Origin of the sequence: Xanthomonas campestris pv. asclepiadis, assembly GCF_020784175.1 — a bacterium.
In the GTDB taxonomy this organism is placed as follows: domain Bacteria; phylum Pseudomonadota; class Gammaproteobacteria; order Xanthomonadales; family Xanthomonadaceae; genus Xanthomonas; species Xanthomonas campestris_D.
On record NZ_JAJGQM010000003.1, the window covers coordinates 176,340 to 195,404 of the forward strand.

The 19,065-nt window shown below is 65.7% G+C and carries 19 protein-coding genes and 5 tRNA genes; 5 read left to right on the forward strand and 19 right to left on the reverse strand.

What is annotated here, in order from left to right:
• Positions 1-130: 130 nt before the first annotated feature.
• The 15 genes from nusG to LL972_RS02860 all read right to left on the reverse strand — a co-directional run bounded on the left by nusG (position 131) and on the right by LL972_RS02860 (position 9,979).
• Positions 131-688, reverse strand: coding sequence for a transcription termination/antitermination protein NusG (gene nusG / locus LL972_RS02790; protein WP_016900683.1), 558 nt, complete (start codon positions 686-688; stop codon positions 131-133).
• Between the two features lie 13 nt (positions 689-701).
• The gene (gene secE, locus LL972_RS02795; protein ID WP_016900684.1) at positions 702-1,112 is read right to left on the reverse strand and encodes a preprotein translocase subunit SecE; all 411 of its coding nucleotides are present in this window, start codon (positions 1,110-1,112) and stop codon (positions 702-704) included.
• 49 nt (positions 1,113-1,161) lie between these two features.
• Positions 1,162-1,237 (reverse strand) — tRNA-Trp (locus tag LL972_RS02800).
• Positions 1,238-1,343: 106 nt separating this feature from the next.
• The gene (gene tuf, locus LL972_RS02805) at positions 1,344-2,534 is read right to left on the reverse strand and encodes an elongation factor Tu (RefSeq protein WP_228326288.1); all 1,191 of its coding nucleotides are present in this window, start codon (positions 2,532-2,534) and stop codon (positions 1,344-1,346) included.
• Positions 2,535-2,580: 46 nt separating this feature from the next.
• Positions 2,581-2,656 (reverse strand) — tRNA-Thr (locus LL972_RS02810).
• Positions 2,657-2,689: 33 nt separating this feature from the next.
• Positions 2,690-2,763, reverse strand: a tRNA-Gly gene (locus LL972_RS02815).
• 29 nt (positions 2,764-2,792) lie between these two features.
• Positions 2,793-2,878: transfer RNA gene (locus tag LL972_RS02820), tRNA-Tyr, on the reverse strand.
• A 154-nt stretch (positions 2,879-3,032) separates the two neighbouring features.
• On the reverse strand, positions 3,033-4,124 hold the full coding sequence (gene ychF / locus LL972_RS02825) for a redox-regulated ATPase YchF (RefSeq protein ID WP_228326289.1): 1,092 nt from the start codon (positions 4,122-4,124) through the stop codon (positions 3,033-3,035).
• 77 nt (positions 4,125-4,201) lie between these two features.
• On the reverse strand, positions 4,202-4,780 hold the full coding sequence (gene pth, locus LL972_RS02830; RefSeq protein WP_228326290.1) for an aminoacyl-tRNA hydrolase: 579 nt from the start codon (positions 4,778-4,780) through the stop codon (positions 4,202-4,204).
• A 49-nt stretch (positions 4,781-4,829) separates the two neighbouring features.
• Complete coding sequence (locus LL972_RS02835; RefSeq protein ID WP_023902813.1) at positions 4,830-5,465, reverse strand: 50S ribosomal protein L25/general stress protein Ctc; 636 nt, start codon at positions 5,463-5,465, stop codon at positions 4,830-4,832.
• 113 nt (positions 5,466-5,578) lie between these two features.
• Positions 5,579-6,538 (reverse strand): ribose-phosphate diphosphokinase, encoded by a 960-nt coding sequence (locus LL972_RS02840; RefSeq protein ID WP_002811729.1) that lies wholly within the window; start codon positions 6,536-6,538, stop codon positions 5,579-5,581.
• Between the two features lie 153 nt (positions 6,539-6,691).
• Positions 6,692-6,768, reverse strand: a tRNA-Gln gene (locus LL972_RS02845).
• Positions 6,769-6,771: 3 nt separating this feature from the next.
• Complete coding sequence (ispE, locus tag LL972_RS02850) at positions 6,772-7,659, reverse strand: 4-(cytidine 5'-diphospho)-2-C-methyl-D-erythritol kinase (RefSeq protein ID WP_228326317.1); 888 nt, start codon at positions 7,657-7,659, stop codon at positions 6,772-6,774.
• Positions 7,641-8,294 (reverse strand): lipoprotein insertase outer membrane protein LolB, encoded by a 654-nt coding sequence (lolB, locus tag LL972_RS02855; protein WP_228326291.1) that lies wholly within the window; start codon positions 8,292-8,294, stop codon positions 7,641-7,643. The genes ispE and lolB overlap by 19 nt, the downstream gene beginning before the upstream one ends.
• Complete coding sequence (locus LL972_RS02860) at positions 8,291-9,979, reverse strand: tetratricopeptide repeat protein (protein ID WP_228326292.1); 1,689 nt, start codon at positions 9,977-9,979, stop codon at positions 8,291-8,293. Before LL972_RS02860 ends, lolB begins: the two co-directional genes overlap by 4 nt.
• A gap of 65 nt (positions 9,980-10,044) precedes the next feature.
• Between LL972_RS02860 and hemA the strand changes: the two genes are divergently transcribed.
• From hemA to ppk2, 5 genes are all read left to right on the forward strand, one after another.
• On the forward strand, positions 10,045-11,343 hold the full coding sequence (hemA, locus tag LL972_RS02865) for a glutamyl-tRNA reductase (protein WP_228326293.1): 1,299 nt from the start codon (positions 10,045-10,047) through the stop codon (positions 11,341-11,343).
• Complete coding sequence (prfA, locus tag LL972_RS02870) at positions 11,321-12,406, forward strand: peptide chain release factor 1 (RefSeq protein WP_228326294.1); 1,086 nt, start codon at positions 11,321-11,323, stop codon at positions 12,404-12,406. The genes hemA and prfA overlap by 23 nt, the downstream gene beginning before the upstream one ends.
• Positions 12,403-14,109: a UDP-N-acetylglucosamine-peptide N-acetylglucosaminyltransferase gene (locus tag LL972_RS02875; protein WP_228326295.1), complete on the forward strand. Its 1,707-nt coding sequence runs from the start codon at positions 12,403-12,405 to the stop codon at positions 14,107-14,109. Before prfA ends, LL972_RS02875 begins: the two co-directional genes overlap by 4 nt.
• 156 nt (positions 14,110-14,265) lie before the next feature.
• Positions 14,266-14,784, forward strand: coding sequence for a molybdenum cofactor biosynthesis protein B (gene moaB / locus LL972_RS02880; protein WP_228326296.1), 519 nt, complete (start codon positions 14,266-14,268; stop codon positions 14,782-14,784).
• A gap of 30 nt (positions 14,785-14,814) precedes the next feature.
• Positions 14,815-15,597, forward strand: coding sequence for a polyphosphate kinase 2 (ppk2, locus tag LL972_RS02885; protein WP_228326297.1), 783 nt, complete (start codon positions 14,815-14,817; stop codon positions 15,595-15,597).
• On the opposite strand, the gene LL972_RS02890 is transcribed toward ppk2, so the two are convergent.
• The 4 genes from LL972_RS02890 to LL972_RS02905 form a co-directional block, all read right to left on the reverse strand.
• On the reverse strand, positions 15,579-16,805 hold the full coding sequence (locus LL972_RS02890; protein WP_228326298.1) for a hypothetical protein: 1,227 nt from the start codon (positions 16,803-16,805) through the stop codon (positions 15,579-15,581). The two genes, ppk2 and LL972_RS02890, sit on opposite strands and share 19 nt — an antisense overlap.
• An 84-nt stretch (positions 16,806-16,889) precedes the next feature.
• Positions 16,890-17,156, reverse strand: a complete 267-nt coding sequence (locus tag LL972_RS02895; RefSeq protein ID WP_228326299.1) for an acylphosphatase — start codon at positions 17,154-17,156, stop codon at positions 16,890-16,892.
• Positions 17,156-17,761 carry a TlpA family protein disulfide reductase gene (locus LL972_RS02900; RefSeq protein ID WP_228326300.1) on the reverse strand — a complete coding sequence of 202 codons (606 nt, stop codon included), beginning with the start codon at positions 17,759-17,761 and terminating at the stop codon, positions 17,156-17,158. Before LL972_RS02900 ends, LL972_RS02895 begins: the two co-directional genes overlap by 1 nt.
• Positions 17,758-19,035, reverse strand: a complete 1,278-nt coding sequence (locus LL972_RS02905) for a YihY family inner membrane protein (protein ID WP_228326301.1) — start codon at positions 19,033-19,035, stop codon at positions 17,758-17,760. The genes LL972_RS02900 and LL972_RS02905 overlap by 4 nt, the downstream gene beginning before the upstream one ends.
• Between the last annotated feature and the right edge of the window lie 30 nt (positions 19,036-19,065).

Sequence of the window (19,065 nt, forward strand, 5' to 3'; positions counted from 1 at the left end):
GCTTCACGTTTCTGACCACACGCAGATGGCTGCCATGCGGCAGCCATTGATTCCCGGCGGTTCGCCAGGTGAGCGAGCCGCGCACTATAGCAGCATTCAAGGCGGGCGCCTAGACAGCGCCCAACCGACGTCAGCCCTTCTCGACTTGGCCGAACTCGAGCTCGACCGGCGTGGAGCGACCGAAGATGAGCACGGCAACCCGCAACCTGCTCTTCTCGTAATTGACTTCTTCCACGACGCCGTTGAAGTCGTTGAACGGACCATCGGTGACGCGCACCATCTGACCCGGCTCGAACAACACCTTCGGACGCGGCTTCTCGACGCCGTCCTGCACACGCTGCAGGATCGCATCGGCCTCTTCGTCGCGAATCGGCAACGGACGGTCGGCGGTGCCGCCAATGAAGCCCATCACCTTGGACGTTTCTTTCACCAAGTGCCAGCTTTCATTGTCGATGCGCGGAATACCGGCCTCTTCGTGGGTCTCGATCTGCACCAGCACATAGCCGGGGAAGAACTTGCGCTCGGACCGGCGCTTCTGGCCGGCGCGCATTTCGATGACCTCTTCGGTCGGCACCAACACGTCGCCGAAACGGTCTTCCATCTCGGTACGGGCGATACGGTCGCGCAATGCCTGCGCGACGGATTTTTCGAAGCCTGAATAGGCGTGAACGACATACCAACGCTTCACTGCTTGATTCTCCTCAACGAGCCAGGAACCACTGCGTGAGCTTCTGGATGACGAAGTCGAAGCCGCCCAACAGCAAACTCAGAATGATCACAACAACAATCACGACCCAGGTCGTACGAATGGCTTCCTGGCGCGTCGGCCAGACCACCTTGCGCAACTCGAACCTGGATTCGGACATGAATTCACGGGTTTCCCGGCCCTTGCCGGTCCCCAGAAATACAAACGCACCGGCCACCAACCCCACGATCACAGCCAGCGCACGCAACTGCGGCGTCCAGGCTCCAAACTGCGTGGCGCGCTCGGGTGCAGAAAACCAGAACCACACAAACAACCCCGCGATCACCAGGAGCGCAGAGATGACGTATTTCACGATATCAGCGCTGGCAGCAGACGCGCTTTTGGAAGGCTCGATTTTGCTATTCATCCGGCTCTAGTTACCGATCTGACCCGAATCGCTGGGCCGGAAAGAGGAGTGGCACGCCAGGAGGGACTCGAACCCCCAACCTGCGGTTTTGGAGACCGCTGCTCTGCCAATTGAGCTACTGGCGTATGTACTCGTTTACCGCAAACCCTAAGACAACGAAGGCGGACCGCGGTTCAGCCGGCCCGCCATTCGTTTGTATCCAGCCGCTGCGAGGCGACCGGACGCAGGCACTTACTTGATGATCTTGGCAACCACACCGGCGCCGACGGTACGACCGCCTTCACGGATGGCGAAGCGCAGACCTTCGTCCATCGCGACCGGGTTGATCAGGGTCACGATCATCTTCACGTTGTCGCCCGGCATCACCATCTCCACGCCTTCCGGCAGCTGGCAAGCGCCAGTGATGTCGGTGGTGCGGAAGTAGAACTGCGGACGGTAGCCCTTGAAGAACGGGGTATGACGGCCACCCTCGTCCTTGGACAGCACGTAGACTTCGGCTTCGAACTCGGTATGCGGCTTGATCGAACCCGGCTTGCACAGCACCTGGCCGCGCTCGACGTCGTCACGCTTGGTGCCGCGCAGCAGCAGACCGGCGTTGTCGCCTGCCTGACCCTGGTCGAGCAGCTTGCGGAACATTTCCACGCCGGTGACGGTGGTCTTCTGGGTGTCGCGGATACCGACGATTTCGATTTCGTCGCCAACCTTGATGATGCCGCGCTCGATACGACCGGTCACCACGGTGCCGCGGCCGGAGATCGAGAACACGTCTTCGACCGGCATCAGGAACGGACGGTCGACGTCGCGGGTCGGCTCCGGGATGAAGGTGTCGAGCGCGTCGACCAGCTTCAGGATCGCGGGCACGCCGATCTCGCTCTGATCACCGTCCAGCGCCAGACGCGCCGAACCGTGGATGATCGGGGTGTCATCGCCCGGGAAGTCGTACTTGCTGAGCAGCTCGCGCACTTCCATTTCGACCAGCTCGAGCAACTCGGCGTCGTCGACCATGTCGGCCTTGTTCAGGAACACGACGATGTGCGGCACACCGACCTGACGCGAGAGCAGGATGTGCTCACGGGTCTGCGGCATCGGGCCGTCGGCAGCCGAACACACCAGGATCGCGCCGTCCATCTGCGCCGCACCGGTGATCATGTTCTTGACGTAGTCGGCGTGGCCGGGGCAATCGACGTGCGCGTAGTGACGGTTCGGGGATTCGTATTCGACGTGTGCGGTCGAAATCGTGATGCCGCGCGCCTTCTCTTCCGGCGCCGCGTCGATCGCGTCATACGCCTTGAACTCGCCACCGAAACGCTCAGCACCGATCTTGGTCAGCGCGGCTGTCAACGTGGTCTTGCCATGGTCGACGTGACCGATGGTGCCGACGTTCACGTGCGGCTTGGTGCGCTCAAATTTAGCTTTTGCCATGGGTGCGTGTCTCGGTAATCGTTTGGAGTTGAAGACGATTGAGTAGTGGTGCTCACGAAAGGAATCGAACCTTCGACCTCCTCCTTACCAAGGAGGTGCTCTACCGACTGAGCTACGTGAGCGAGTTTTGCATTATGCCATGCATTTGCGTTCAATGGAGCGGGAGACGGGAATCGAACCCGCACCATCAGCTTGGAAGGCTGAGGTTCTACCGTTGAACTACTCCCGCGCCGGGAACTGCATGCCACAACGTGAAACTGGTGGAGGGAGGTGGATTCGAACCACCGAAGGCGTAAGCCAGCAGATTTACAGTCTGCCCCCGTTGGCCGCTTGGGTATCCCTCCAGCTTTTACTACCGGACCGGTGCGCGATGAGGCGAATTCGGTTCGGGGTGAAGCAGCCCGTTATTTTGTTGTGGGACGCATGCAGTGTCAACAAAAATTTTGAGCAAATCGTCAGTACCGAGTCCGCGCGACCATCGCAGTCGCGCGCAGCCGATCAGACGTTGAAGCGGAAGTGCAGCACGTCGCCTTCCTGCACGCGATATTCCTTGCCTTCCAGACGCAGACGCCCGGCATCGCGCGCACCGGCTTCGCCGCGGTGCTTGATGAAGTCGTCAAAGCCGATCGTCTCGGCGCGGATGAAGCCCTTCTCGAAATCGGTATGGATCACCGCCGCCGCCTGCGGCGCGGTCGAGCCAGCCCTGACCGTCCAGGCGCGCACTTCCTTGACGCCGGCAGTGAAGTAGGTCTGCAGGCCAAGCAGCTTGTAGGCAGCACGGATGACGCGATTCAGACCCGGCTCGTCCAGACCCAGATCGGCCAGGAAGGTGTCGCGGTCTTCATCGTCGAGCTGCGACAGCTCTTCCTCGATGGCTGCCGAGACCGGCACCACTTCCGCACCCTCGGTCAATGCATGCTTGCGCACTGCCTCCAGATGCGGATTGTTCTCGAAGCCGTCCTCGAGCACGTTGGCGATGTACATCACCGGCTTGAGCGTCAGCAGGAACAGGTCGCGCACCAGCGCCTTTTCGTCCTCGTCCAGGCCGGCTGCACGCCCAGCCTTGCCGTCGGCCAGAGCGGCCTGCAACTTGGCAAGCACCGGCTTGCGTGCCGCTGCGTCCTTGTCGCCGCCCTTGGCGCTGCGCTCGGCACGGTTGAGTGCCTTTTCCACGCTGTCCAGATCGGCCAGCGCCAGCTCGGTATCGATGGTTTCGATATCGGCAATCGGGTCGACCTTGTTGTTGACGTGGATGACGTCGTCGTTTTCGAAGCACCGCACCACGTGGGTGATGGCATCGACTTCGCGGATATGCGCGAGGAACTTGTTGCCCAACCCTTCGCCGCTTGCCGCACCCGCCACCAGGCCGGCGATATCGACGAACTCGACCGCGGTCGGAATCAACTTCTGCGGCTTGACGATCTCAGCCAGTTGGTTGAGGCGCGGGTCAGGCACCGGCACGATGCCGACATTCGGCTCGATGGTGCAGAACGGGAAATTGGCCGCAGCGATACCCGCCTTGGTCAGCGCATTGAACAGGGTCGACTTGCCGACGTTGGGCAGTCCGACGATGCCGCATTTGATACCCATGGGTTTTCCAGTGAATGGAGAATCGGGAATCGAGAATGGCAAGAGCAGCGCTCCTCCCATTCCCGATTCCCCATTCTCTATTTTTCCGTATGCAGGCGCTTCATCGCCTCGTTGAAATTACCTTGCATTGCCAGCGGCAGCACGTCGATGGCGGCGTCCACTGCAGTACCGATTGCCGCATCGTCGTCGCGCCCTGCCCGTCCCAGCACCCATGGCACCACGCGGTCCTTGTGGCCGGGATGGCCGATGCCGATCCGCAAGCGATGGAATTTGCCGTGCCCTAGCAGGCGGATGGTATCGCGCAGGCCGTTCTGGCCGCCGTGGCCGCCATCGAACTTGAGCCGTGCGGTGCCTGGCGCCAGATCCAGTTCGTCATGTGCAACGAGCAACTGCTCTGGCTCGATCTTCCAGAACCGCAACGCGGCGGTGATCGATTTGCCGCTGAGATTCATGAAGGTGGCCGGCTTGAGCAGCCAGACCGGCTGGCCGGCGATCTCGACCTTGGCGGTCTCGCCGAACAACTTGGCATCCAGCCCCCAGCGCGCGCCATGGCGTTCGACGAGGGCATCGACGAAACGAAACCCGGCGTTGTGCCGGGTTTGCGCGTGTTCCGGACCGGGATTCCCGAGCCCGACAATCAGGCGGAGTGCAGACATGCCAGTGACCGCGACCGATCCCGCGCAGCGCGAGGGATCGGCCAACGGCTTACTTGGTCTCGGCGCCTTCGCTGCCTTCTTCACCGGCAGCGTCTTCTTCCTCGATCCGCACGTGCTTGGCAGCAACCACCGCCACGTCGTGCTCCTTGCCCAGCTTCAGCTCCGGGATTTCCACGCCAGCCGGCAGCTTGATCTCGGACAAGTGGATCACGTTGCCCACTTCCAGGGCACCGAGGTCCACTTCGATGAACTCCGGCAGATCCTTCGGCAGGCAGACGACCTGAACTTCGTTCAGTTCGTGGGTCACGACCACTTCGCTGGACTTGCCGGCCGGCGAGGTTGCTTCGTTGACGAAGTGCAGCGGCACAGCGGCGCTGAGCTTCTCGTTGGCGCTGACGCGCTGGAAGTCGATGTGAATGATCAGCTGCTTGAACGGATGGCGTTGCATGTCACGCAGCAGCACCTGCTGCACGTCGCCATTGAGGTTCAGGTCGAGGATCGACGAGTAGAACCACTCGTTCTGCTGGGCAAGCCAGATCTGCTCGTGGTTGAGCTGGATGCTGACCGGCTCGAGTTCGCCACCGTAAACGATGGCCGGAATGACGCCAGCGTGACGTAGGCGGCGGCTCGCACCCTTCCCCTCGTTCGCGCGGCGCTCGACCTTGATTTCATGTGTCTTTGCCATTGGATTTCACTACCTGGTTTGGAATATCGCCTCGCGGCGATGAAGCGTCTCACCCGCGACCAGGAGAGACGTCGTGCAGGTGCCCGGAGAACCGGGCACCGAATGAAAAAGAATCAGTCGACGTAGAGCGAGCTGACCGATTCGCCGAAGGCGATGCGGCGAATGGTCTCGGCCAGCAGTTCGGCCACGCTCAGCTGACGAATCTTGGCGCAGGTGCGCGCGGCTTCGTTCAACGGAATCGTGTCGGTGACCACCAGCTCGTCGAGCTGCGAATTGTTGATGTTGTCCACCGCCGGGCCGGACAGCACCGGGTGGGTGATGTAGGCCACGACCTTGAGCGCGCCGCGCTGCTTCAGCGCCGCGGCAGCTGCGCACAGGGTACCGGCGGTATCGACCAGATCGTCGACCAGCACGCAGGTCTTGCCCTGCACGTCGCCGATGATGTTCATCACCGTGGCCACATTGGCGCGCGGACGGCGCTTGTCGATGATGGCCAGATCCGCATCGTCCAGGCGCTTGGCGACGGCGCGCGCGCGCACCACACCACCCACGTCCGGCGACACCACGATCAGGTTGTCGGTGCCGTAGGCGCGCCAGATGTCGGCCAGCAGCAGCGGCGAGGCATAGACGTTGTCGACCGGCACGTCGAAGAAGCCCTGGATCTGGTCGGCGTGCAGATCGACCGTCAGCACGCGGTCGGCCTCCATCGCGCAGATCATCTTGGCGGCGACCTTGGCGGTGATCGGCACGCGCGAGGAACGCATGCGACGGTCCTGACGCGAGTAGCCGAAGTACGGGATGACCGCGGTCACCGAGGCAGCGCTGGCGCGCTTGAGCGCGTCAATCAGCACCAGCAGCTCCATCAGGTTTTCCGCACTTGGCGCGCAGGTCGGCTGGATCACGAACACTTCCTGCCGGCGCACACTCTCTTCGATTTCGACCTGCACCTCGCCATCGGAAAAGCGCGTGACCAGCGCCTTGCCCATGCGAACACCTAGCTCCTTGCAGATGCTCAGGGCAAGCGGCTTGTTGGCATTGCCGGAGAACACCAGCAGATTACGTTGGTCTTGCATGGGATCTCTCGGGCGGCGGCAAAGAGCGTGCGGGCGATAGTGGAGCTGGATAAACCGACCAAATGCCGGGCTTTTCGTTGAATCCCCGCACATGGAGGTGCGGGCTGTTGCAGGGGACCTGCATGTACGGCTGCTGCAGAGGGATCTGCATATTGGCAGGGGCGGTAGGATTCGAACCTACGAATGCCAGGATCAAAACCTGGTGCCTTGGGCCTCTTGGCGACGCCCCTGCATCAAACCTGTCTCGCGTCCAGTGCGTCGAGCAGTGGCGAGTGCGCTGCACCTTCCACGACCCACGCCCTCAGGCTGCCCGGCAACTGCGCCATGGCCTGCTCTGCAGCAGCGCGCGTGGCGAACTCGACGAAACACCCGCTCCCTGACCCGGTCAAACGCGGCGTCCCGATCCTGGACAGCGCCTGGAACACTGCCTCGATGGCGGGTTCACGGCGCCGCAGTACCGGCTCGAACGCATTGTCGAGCAGAGAACCCGAAGCGAAGTCCGCTATTTTCACGGGCGCAGCATCCCGCGTCAATTCCTGTGACTGAAATAAGGCCGGGGTGGGCACATGGATTCCCGGATCGACCAGCACATAGGACGCTGCCGGGAGATTGATCGGGGTCAGTTGCTCGCCGATGCCCTCCGCCCAGGCATTGTGCCCGCGCACGAACACCGGCACGTCGGCACCCAACCGCAATCCCAGCCCGGCCAGCGTATCGACCGGCAAACCCAGGCCCCACAAGGCGTTCAGCGCGACCAGTACGGTGGCGGCATCCGACGAGCCACCCCCGAAACCGCCGCCGGCGGGGATGCGCTTGTCGACCCGGATGTCGGCACCGGCCTGCGCGCCCGCGCTGGATTGCAGCAGGCGCGCGGCACGGATCACCAGGTCATCGTCCTCCGCCACGCCGGGCAGGCTGTCGCCGATGCGCCGGATCAGGCCGTCATCGCGCAAGCGAAGATGAATGGTGTCCCCCCAGTCCAGCAGCCGGAACACGGTCTGCAGCAGGTGATAACCATCGGCGCGGCGCCCGACGATCCGAAGGAACAGGTTGAGCTTGGCCGGCGCAGGCCACGCCGACCAGCCCGCTTGCGCCGCAGGCATCAGGGCGACACCGCCCAGTGGTCGACCAGAAGACGCACCTTGGCCTCGCCGTTGCGGGCTTCGATGCGCTGCGGCAGCTCGGGGTGGCCTTCGCCGGCCGGCGCCCAGGCGAGGAAATCGATCGTCCAGCCATCTTGCTGCACGGTCCGCGGCCGACCGGCTGCATCCAGGTCCACGCGTTCGGCACCCGCGTCGGCGATGCGCAGCGCACGGACCCAGTCCGGCATCTGGTTGACCGGGATGGTCCAGCCGGTCGCTTCCAGCAGTACCTGCTCGGCATCGGGGCCGCTGCGCGGACCGCCTTCCAGTCCTTCCAGGCGTCCGGCGCCACTGGTGGCGTCGCCGGTGAGCACCCAGCTCTGCCGGGTCACCGGCGCGCTGAGCTGCACGCGGTATTGCGCACCGTCCTGCTGCCAGTCGATGCGACCGCTCCCGCCCTGACTGCCCTTGCTGATCGCCACCCGGCCCTGGAACGACCAGTTTGGATGCGCCTGCAGCCAGGCCTGGCGCGCAGCTTCGGCCTGGCGCGCGCGATCGGACACCTGCTCCACCACGGCCGCGCCACTGCCCTGCCCGCGCGGCACGCTGACGCAGGCCGACAGCCCGACCAGCACCAGCCCGCTCAGGGCCAGTGTTCGGATCGCCTTGCTCATAGGCCGAACTTTTCCACGGCGCGTTGCAGCGCGCGGTTGTCCGGATCCAGACGCCGCGCTTCATCGAAGTAGCGCCGCGCTTCGTCCTGCTTGCCACTGACCCACAGCACCTCGCCCACGTGCGCAGCGATTTCCGGGTCCTTGACCAGGGCCCAGGCACGGCGCAGCTGCACCAGGGCCTCCTTGGCGCGGCCCATGCGGTACAGCACCCAGCCGTAGCTGTCGACGATGGCCGGGTTGTCCGGGTCGGCGGTGCGGGCGCGGTCGATCAACGCCAGTGCTTCCTTGTAGCGGGTGGTGCGGTCAGCCAGGGTGTAGCCCAACGCATTCAGCGCCGCCACGTTTTCCGGTTCAGCGACCAGGATCTTGCGCAGGTCGGCCTCGGCACGTGCGACATCGTCGCGACGCTCCCAGGCCAGGCCGCGGGCGTACAGCAAGGCTCCATCGTCCGGATAGGCGGCCAGGCCGCGCTCGAAGGCATCCAGCTCGCCCGCTGCGTCGCCGGCGCGCTGGTGCAGCTCGGCCTCGAGCACATAGGCGTCGCGACGTGCGTCGTCGTCGGCAGTGGCATCGCTCTGCAAGGCGCGGACCTCGGCCAGCGCCTCGGGCTTGCGGCCCAACTCGTACAGCGCGCTGGCGGCGCGCAGACGCGCTTCGCTCAACTGCGGGCCGCCGGGTACGCCGCGATACCACTCCACCGCCTCGTCGTAGCGCTTGAGGAATTCGGCGATCTTGCCGAGCAGCAGGCGGCGGTCCGGGTCGGGCTTGGCGGCATTGCTCTTGAGCTCACCGTACAGCGCCTCCAGCGCGGTGCGATCCTTTTCCTTGGCCAGCATGGAGGCGCGCAGCCCGTAGGTCTGGGTGTCCTGCGGCCCGGTCGACAGCACCCGCGCGGCGGCTTCGGTCTGCCCCATGGCATCGTAGGCAAAGGCCAGCGCGCCACGCAGCTCGGAATCCTTGACCGCCTGCGGCTCGACATTCTTCAGCAGCGCCAGCGCCTCGTCGTTCTTGCCTTCCTGCTGCAGCTGGGTGGCGTGCAACAAGGCCACGCGCGGCTCCTCGGGGAAACGGCGCACCACTTCGTCGACGATGCGCTTGGCCAGCGCCGGGCGCTCCATGCGCAAGGCGAGCCGGCCGAATTCCTGCCAGGCTTCGATCTGATTGGGGATGGCGCCGGCCTTGACCAGGTCTTCGAGCACGTTGGCGGAGGCTTCCGGCTCGCGCCCGCCATTGGCCAGGGCGATCAGGGCGAAGCGCCAGCCGCGCGGGTCGGGCTCCTTGAGCAGGCCGAGCAGGTCACGGCGGGCGGTACGCAAGTCGTTGCGGCGCAAGGCCAGCGAGGCTTCGGTACTGCGCATGGACATCGACGAGGGTGCACGGTCACGCCACAGCGCCAGGGCCTCGATCGCACGCGGGTCGTCGTTGGCCAGCATGGCGATGCGGGCGGCGCGTTCGGCCAGCCCGGCATCGCCAGCCTCGGCCTTGGCGGCGTCCAGGTAGGCGCGGGCGGCATCGTCCAACTGCCCGGCCTGCAAGGCGAATTCGCCGGCGAGCACCGGCTCCAGCGAGGTGGTGCCGGCGCGACCGGGCGGCGGCGCGGGCAGTGCTTTCTTGGGTGCTGCAGTGGCACTGGTGGAGACTGCGACCAGCAAAAGAACACACAGGATGCGAATCGGTACAGGCATCGGGGGCAACCGGGCCGTAAAATGGGGCCCTGAATGGCCGCCAGCTTATCGCAAGCAACTGAACAATGACGTTGTGGGTGCTCGGACTGAATCACCAGACCGCACCTGTGGACCTGCGCGAACGCGCGGCGTTCGCAGGTGACGCGTTGCCGCGCGCGCTCGAATCCCTGCGCGCGTTGCCGCAGGTGCGCGAGGCCGCGTTGCTGTCCACCTGCAACCGCACCGAGCTGTATGCGATGGCCGACGATCCGCACAGCCTGGTGATCTGGCTGGAAACCCATGCGCCGGGCCTGAGCGGCTATCTGTATCAGCACCAGGAGGAGCAGGCGGTGCGCCACCTGTTCCGCGTCGCCACCGGGCTGGACTCGATGGTGCTGGGCGAGCCGCAGATCCTGGGCCAGGTGAAGGATGCCTGGGCAGTGGCACGTGCGCACGGCGCGCTGGGCAGCGGGCTGGACCGCCTGTTCCAGCAGACCTTCTCGGTGGCCAAGCGGGCACGGACCGATACCCGCGTTGGCGCCAATCCGGTGTCGGTAGCCTCCACCGCGGTGCGGCTGGCACAGGAATCCTTCGCACGGCTCAACGAATCCACCGTGCTGTTGATCGGTGCGGGCGAAACCATCGAGCTGGCCGCCAAACATCTGAGCGAAGGCCGCGTACGCCGCTTGTTGATCGCCAATCGCACGCTGGCCCATGCGCAGACGCTGGCCAGCCAGCACGGCGGTTACGCACTGCCGCTGACCGATCTGGACCGCCACCTGGCCGAAGCCGACGTGGTGTTCTCGGCCACCGCCGCGCGCGAGCCGATCGTCACGCGCGTGCAGGTGGAACAGGCACTGCGCGCGCGCAAGCGCAAGCCGATGCTGTTGTTCGACCTGGCGGTGCCGCGCGATATCGAAGCATCGGTAGCCGAGCTGGGCGACGCCTACCTGTATACGGTGGACGATCTGGAACGCGCGGTGGAAGACAACCGCCGTGGCCGCCGTGAAGCCGCCGACCAGGCAGAAGCCATCATCGATCTGCAGGTGGCACGCTATGTCGAAACGGTGCAGGCCAATGCGCGTCAGGCCCCGCTCAAGCGCTTGCGCGCGTTCGGCGACAGCACCCGCGACGAACTGCTGGCCAAGGCGCGCCAGCAGTTGCACAACGGCAAACCGGCCGACGAAGTGCTGGAGCAACTGGCGCACGCGCTGACCAACCGCTTGCTGCATCCGCCCACCGCCGCGCTGCGCGATGCCGCGCTCAACAACGACCTGGAATTGACCAGCGCGGCCGACCGGCTGTTCCCGGAAAAACCCGGTTACCAACATCCCCCTGTCACTACCCCGATCGTGAGGACCGATGACGCCGACCCTGCGCCGTAAGCTCGAAGCGCTGGCCGAGCGCCGCGAAGAACTGCAGCACCTGCTCTCCGACCCCGATGTGGTCAACAACAACGACAAGTTCCGCACGCTGTCGCGCGAACTGTCGCAGCTGGAGCCGGTGGCTGTGGCCCTGGAAGACGAAGCGCGCGCCAAGGCCGACCTGAGCGCGGCCGAAGCGATGCGCAACGATCCGGAAATGCGCGAACTGGCCGAAGAGGAGATCGCCGCCGCACAGGCGCGCCTGGAAGAACTGGATGCGCAACTGGCGTTGCTGCTGGTGCCGCGCGACCCGCGCGACGACGGCAACCTGTTCCTGGAAGTACGCGCCGGCACCGGCGGCGACGAGGCGGCGATCTTCGCCGGCGACCTGTTTCGCATGTACGCGCGCTATGCCGAGCGCCAGGGCTGGAAGGTAGAGATCGAATCCGACAGTCCCGGCGAGCACGGCGGCTACAAGGAAGTGGTGGCACGGGTGGTCGGACGCGGTGCGTATTCGCGGTTGAAGTTCGAATCCGGCACCCATCGCGTGCAGCGCGTGCCGTCGACCGAATCGCAGGGCCGCATCCACACCTCGGCGGCCACGGTTGCGATCATTCCCGAAGCCGACGATGTGGAAGAGATCGTGATCAATCCGGCCGACCTGAAAGTGGACACGTTCCGCTCCTCCGGTGCCGGCGGCCAGCACGTCAACAAGACCGAGTCGGCAATCCGCATCACCCACGTGCCCAGCGGCGTGGTGGTGGAATGCCAGACCGAGCGCAGCCAGCACGCCAACCGCGACAAGGCGATGAAGCGGCTGAAGGCGCAGTTGGTGGAAGCCGAACGCAGCAAGGCGGCCGCCGCCGAGGCGCAGACGCGCAAGTTGCAGGTCGGCAGCGGCGACCGCAGCCAGCGCATCCGCACCTACAGCTTCCCGCAGGGCCGCATCACCGACCACCGCGTGGAAGGCCTGACGTTGTACGACCTGCCCAACATCATCGAAGGCGATCTGGATGCACTGATCGCACGACTGCTGCACGAGCATCAGGCCGACGAACTGGCACGGTTGAGCGACAGCCCGTGAGTGCGCAGGTCCCGCGCGAGCTGCTGCAGCTGCGCGAGACAGTGCGGCGCCAGCCGGGCGATTTCATCGCCTGGCTGATGCTGGCCGATGCCGAACTCGGCATGGGCGCAGTCGCTGCGGGCGAGGCCGCGGTGCAACGCGCGCTTGCACTGCAGCCGGGCCATCCGGAAGCGGTGGCGCGGCTTGGCCGGGTGCGCTGGACACAGCAACGGCATGCCGAGGCGGCAGCGTTGTTGCAGCAGGCATCGGACCTGGTGCCGCAGCATCCGGGCATCGCGCTATGGCTTGGGCATGCGTTGGAAGATGCCGACCAGGCCGAAGCTGCCGCGGCCGCCTATACGCGTGCGCATCAATTGCTGCCCGATGAGCCGTATATCACCGCACAACTGCTCAACTGGCGACGCCGTCTGTGCGATTGGCGCGCGCTGGATGCACTTGCTGCGCAGGTGCGCAGTGCGGTGGCGCAGGGCGCTGCGGCGGTGGAACCGTTCGCCTTCCTGAGCGAGGACGCCAGCGCTGCCGAACAGCTGGCGTGTGCACGAACGCGCGCGCAGGCCGTCACCGCAATGTTGCGCCCGCTGGCGCCGACTGCCGTGCGCAGCCAGGGCGCGTTGCGGCTCGGCTTTGTTTCCAACGGGTTTGGCGCGCACCCCACCGGCTTGCTGACTGTGGCGTTGTTCGAAGCGCTTAAGCGCCGGCAGCCTGCGCTGCAGCTGCATCTGTTCGCCACCAGCCACGACGACCGCAGCGCGATCCGCACGCGCCTGGCGCAGGCCACCACGCTGCACGATGTCACCGCGCTAGGGCACCTGGCCACCGCGCAGCACATCCGCGATCAGGGCATCGATCTGCTGTTCGACCTGCGCGGCTGGGGCGGGGGCGGGCGCCCGGAAGTATTCGCACTGCGACCGGCGCCACTGCAGATCAACTGGCTGGCGTATCCGGGCACGTCGGGTGCGCCATGGATGGACTATGTGCTGGGCGATGCGTTTGCGCTGCCGCCGGCGCTGGAGCCGTTTTACAGCGAGCGCGTAGTGCGCTTGAACGGTGCGTTCCAGCCGTCGGATACCTCGCGCGTGGTCGCCGAACCGCCGCCGCGGGCGCAGTGCGGCTTGCCCGAGCATGGCGTGGCGCTGTGCTGCTTCAACAATAGCTACAAGCTCAATCCACGCAGCATGACGCGCATGCTGGCGGTGTTGCGCGCGGTACCGGGCAGCGTGCTGTGGCTGTTGTCCGGGCCGGGCGAGGCCGACGCGCGCCTGCGGGCGGTGGCGCAGGCGCAAGGCGTGGATGCGCAGCGTCTGGTGTTCATGCCGAAGCTGCCGCACGCGCAGTATCTGGCGCGCTACCGGCATGCCGCCCTGTTCCTGGACACGCATCCGTACAACGCGCACACCACCGCTTCGGATGCGCTATGGGCCGGTTGCCCGGTGCTGACGACGCCCGGCGAGACGTTTGCCGCGCGCGTGGCCGGCAGCTTGAATCATCACCTGGGGCTGGATGAAATGAATGTGGCCGACGACGCTGCGTTTGTGGCCAAGGCGGTGGCGTTGGCGAGTGACCCAGCGGCATTGAGTGCGTTGCGTGCACGGGTGGCGGAGCGTCGGCGCGAGTCGGGCGTGTTCGATATGGATGGGTTTGCCGACGGGTTCGCGGACCTGATGCAAGCACTCGCGCGCCAACATGGTTGGTCAGGTAACTAGCGGGCTGCTCGCCTTTTCAAGCTAGATGGCTGTCTTCCGCCGCACCCTCACCCCAACCCCTCTCCCGGGGGAGAGGGGCTCGAGAGCGACTCGTCCAGTGTGCGGCTTCACGCCGTGGTGCTGTACCCGGTCGTTCCGGCTCGCTAGGCTTGGGGCATGCCTTCCAATCTCGACTTCATTCCCTTGCACCTGTGCGTGCTGACGGTGTCAGACAGCCGCACGCTGGCCGACGATCGCTCCGGCGACTATCTGGTCGATGCCCTGACTCGCGATGGTCACGTGCTGCACGAGCGCGCCCTGTGTCCGGACGACCGTTACCGCATGCGCGCGATCGTCTCTGCGTGGATCGCCGATGCGCAGGTCGACGGCATCCTGATCACCGGCGGCACCGGCTTTACCGGCCGTGACAGCACGCCGGAGGCAATCACGCCGCTGCTGGACAAGACCATGCCCGGTTTCGGCGAATTGTTCCGCGCGGTCAGCGTCGACGAAATCGGCACCTCCTCGCTGCAGTCGCGCGCGTTTGCGGGGCTGGCCAACCACAGCTTCGTGTTCTGCCTGCCCGGCTCCACCTCGGCCTGCCGCACGGCCTGGGAAAAGATCGTGCGTGCGCAGCTCGATGCACGTACAAAGCCCTGCAATCTGGCGACACTGCGTCCACGCCTGGGCGAATAGCCTGCGCGCTTCATCGCTGTCGGAACGCGCATGTCGCACCTGAAACGCAAGGCCTACAAGAAGCTGTTGGCACCGCTGCAGCTGGAACTGGTCAACATGGCGCGCTGGCTGCGCCACACCAACCAGCGCGCGCTGGTGCTGGTGGAAGGCCGCGACACCGCCGGCAAGGGCGGCGTGATCCAGGCCATCGCCAGCCATCTGAACCCGCGCCAGTGCCGGGTGGTGGCATTGCCGACACCCAACGATCGCGAAAGCACGCAATGGTATTTCCAGCGCTATGTGGCGCACCTGCCGGCGGCCGGCGAATTGGTGCTGATGGATCGCAGCTGGTACAACCGCGCCGGCGTGGAACGGGTGATGGGCTATTGCACCGACGCGCAGTACGACGCGTTTCTGGAGCAGGCGCCGCGCTTCGAACAACTGCTGGTCGACGACGGCATCCTGCTGTTCAAGTACTGGCTGTGCGTGGATCAGGCCGAGCAGGAACAGCGCTTTGCCGAACGCCAGGAAGACCCGCTCAAGGGTTGGAAGTTGTCGCCGGTGGACCTGCAGTCACGCAGCAAGTACGAGGACTACACCGCCGCGCGCGAGCGCATGCTCAAGGTGACGCATACGCCGGACGCGCCGTGGACGCTGGTGGATTTCAACGACCAGAAGCGGGGTCGCCTGAGTCTGATCCGCAACCTGCTGGATCGGCTCCCGGACACCGCGGTGCCCGATGACACGTTGCAGCTGCCGCCGCTGGACGGCAAGCCGCACAAGGAACGTTACGGGGTGCTGGAACCGATCGACGATTACGCCGGCCAGTCCTGAGAGATCTCGTCGCTGGCCGTGGCACGTGGCAAGGGATACAGGCCGGACTGGCGTTCGGCCTGCTCGGCCTGCAGTACCAGCTGGCTCAGGCGCTGACTGAACAGTTGCATGAAACCGCGGTGCAGCGGGCGCATCGCTTCAATGTAATCCACATCGTCGGCCTGCGGACCGAGCGGGCTGCAGGACGACAGCAGCACTTCATCCAGGCGCAGTGCACTGTCCGGCAGACGCACCAGCGCGGCGCGGCGCAACCAGTCGCGCATGCCCTGGCGGTACTCGGCGGCCAGGATGTAGGCCACTTCGACCTGATCCAGGTCCACGTCCGGATTCCACGCCAGCACCTGGATGACCTGCGAGCGCTCGTCCAGCATGCGGCCTTCGGCAACCAGGCCGTGCAATTGCTGCAGCAGACGCCATTGGACGCCGGCGGCTTCGCGTTGCGGGGCCGGCATGCTCTCGATCGCCAGCGCCAGCCGGCGTGCGAACAGCGCCGGCACCTCGGCCAGGACGATCGGGCCGGCATCGGCGCCAAGCAGGAAACGTTCGGTGCGCAGCGTGGCGGTGTCGGGCAGGTAGCCGTCCTGCAGCGGCCGCATCACGCCATGGTCGAGCAGCGACAGCACCACATCCAGCCAGTAGCGACGCTCCTGTTGCAGCGCGCGGTTGGCGGCGGCGTTCTGCCAGGCCGGACGCACATCGTCCAGACGCGCGATGCAGGCCTGGGCATCCAGGCTGTCCCAAGGCGCGCGAGTGGCGTCGTTGGGATCGAAATTTTCCACGCTGAGCATGCCGCCGCCGAAACGGTGCCAGGCTGCGCCGCGCTGGGTGCCGGCGCGATCGGGTTTGGACGCCGTCATCGGCGCGGCGCTGGCCGGGCGCAACAGGGCAGCGTAGGCATCGGCCCAGGAATCGGGCAGACGCGCCGACAGCGGATAGCTGGCAGTGGACGCGCCCAGGCCGTGGCGTGCGAGCTTCAGGCTCCACAGCACCGCACCGATGGCGATGCCGCCGAAGATCCAGGCCAGCAGCCAGCTGGTGGCCGCCTGCCCAGGCTGCAGCACACGGGTTTGCGGCTGCAGGAACAACAACCAGCCGCTGCCCGACAGGACGCCCAGGTACAGCCATGGCGCAAGCTGCACCAGGCGACGATTGCGGTGGTGTGCCGGCAGTGCGTGCCCGTCGGTGTGATCTTGAGATGGAGCGGCCATATAGTTCCCCTGCGCGCCTGATCGCGCTGACAAGGTTATCGGCGACGCATCGCAAGTCTGTTGGCCTGCTCCGGTGGCAGCGACTCAGCCAGTTACAAATTCTTCAGTCGGCGGCTGCGCGCAGGGCATGCGTGTCACCGCCGCAACCCGGGCCACCGGCGGGCCTTGCCACAACCAGGTCTCCAGCGCATCCAGCGCGGCGTCGGTCCCGGCAGCGACAACTTCCACACTGCCGTCGGGCTGGTTGCGCGCGTGTCCACGCAGACCCAGCGCAACCGCGCGCTCGCGGGTGGAGGCGCGGAACCACACGCCCTGCACCACGCCGGTGACGACGAAGCGCGCCGCCTGCATCAGCCGGCCTTGCCGGTGATGCCGACCGCCGTTTCGATGTCACGTGCGGTCACCGGGCCGAGGAACTGCTTGGCGACCTTGCCGTCCGGACCGATCAGATACGTCATCGGCAACCCGCGCGGCGTGGCGAAGTCCTGTGGCGGCTGGTAAGGGTCGAGGATGGCGATCGGGTACGACACCGGGTGGTCCTTCAGGAAGGCCTGCATGTCGGCGCTGCTGATGTCTTCGTAGGCCAGGCCCACCGCTTCGATGGTGTCGCGCATGGTGTGCAGCGCCGACAGTTCGGGCATTTCCTTCAGGCACGGCGCGCACCAGGTGGCCCAGAAATTGACCACCACCCACTTGCCGCGATGCGCGGCCAGATCGTAGGCCTCGCCGGTCACGGTCGGCAGCGACAGCTTGGGCATCTCGGCGGTCTGCTGCACCACCGAGGAATCGGTCGCGCCTGCCGGGTCGGCGGCGGCGGGCTTTTCCGGCGTCTGCGCGGTGGTCGCCGGCGCTGCACCGCCGGCGGCGGGCGTTCCCTCGCTGGCGGGCTTGCAGGCGGTCAGCAACAACAGCGGCAACAGCAGCGCACAGGCGCCGCGCACGAGGCGCACGGTCATGAGGGGTCTCCGGGAAGGTGGGTGTAGAGGTCGCCGACCGGTTGCGCCAGCACGCTGCGCAAGGGTTGACGCAGTTGTTCCAGCGCAGCCGCCGCGGCCTGGCCGTAAGCATCGTCGCGGCATGGCAGGGGGCGGTCTTCGATCGGCACGCGCAGCTGGCAGTTTTCGTAGAGTTCGGCCAGCGGCACCACGTCCAGATCGCGCGCCAGCAGCCATTGGCCGCGCTCGTCGCGGCGCAGCAGGCGGATGCGTTTGAGTTCGCACAGCAACTCCTGCATCAGCGTGTCGGTGAGCATCGGCTCCAGCACCAGGATGCGGTCTTCGTCCAGCCCGTTGCCATGGATGCGTGCCTGGCGGAAACGACCAAGCAGGCGCAGCAGGCCATAGATCTCAAAGCCCGGCGGCAGCCGCATCGCTTCGGGCTGGTAGCGAAACGCGGACATCGACGAGGCCAGCGAAGCGCCCAGCAGCACCGAGACCCAGCTCAGATAGATCCACAGCAGCAGGATCGGCAGCGCCGACAGTGCGCCGTAGATGCGCTGATAGGTCTGGAAATTGCCCAGATAGAAGCCGAAGCCCCATTTGACGATCTCCATCAGGATCACCGCCAGCAATGCGCCCGGCAACGCGTGCCGCAGGCGCACCGCATGCTGCGGCACCACGCGGTAGATCAGCACGATGCAGACGAACTCCACCGCCATCGGCGCCAGCCGCCAGGCGAATTCGGCCAGCCACTGGCCTTCGGTGGTGCGGAACAGCGGCAACGCGAACACGTAGGCGGCCATCGCCATCGAGGCGGCGGCCAGCATCGTGCCCAGGGTCAGCACCGTCCAATAGATCAGAAAGCGGGTCACCTTCGGCCGTGCGGCGGCCACCCGCCAGATGCTGTTGAAGGTCTGCTCGATGCTGTGCAGGGTGATCAGCAGCGAGGCCACTAGCGCGACCATGCCGGCCACGGTGAACTTGCCCAGATCCTCCAGCGAACGGTTGAGGTAGTTCTGCACCGAACGCGCCGCGCCGGGCACGAAGTTGTTGAAGATGAAGTCGGTCAGCGCGTCCTTCCATTCGTTGAAGGCCGGAAACGCCGACAACACTCCGAACACCACGATCGCCAGCGGCACCAGCGCAAAAACAGTGGTGTAGGCGAGCGAGGCGGCGGCCTGGAACAGGCGGTCATCGAGAAAGCGGCGCCACAGGAAGCGCCCGAAGCTCACTGTCCGCGCGCGGTCGCGCAGCCGTTCTTTCCATTGGTGGAGTTTGTTCACGCGCGACATCGCGCAAGGGTACCCGATGCGCCGTCATCG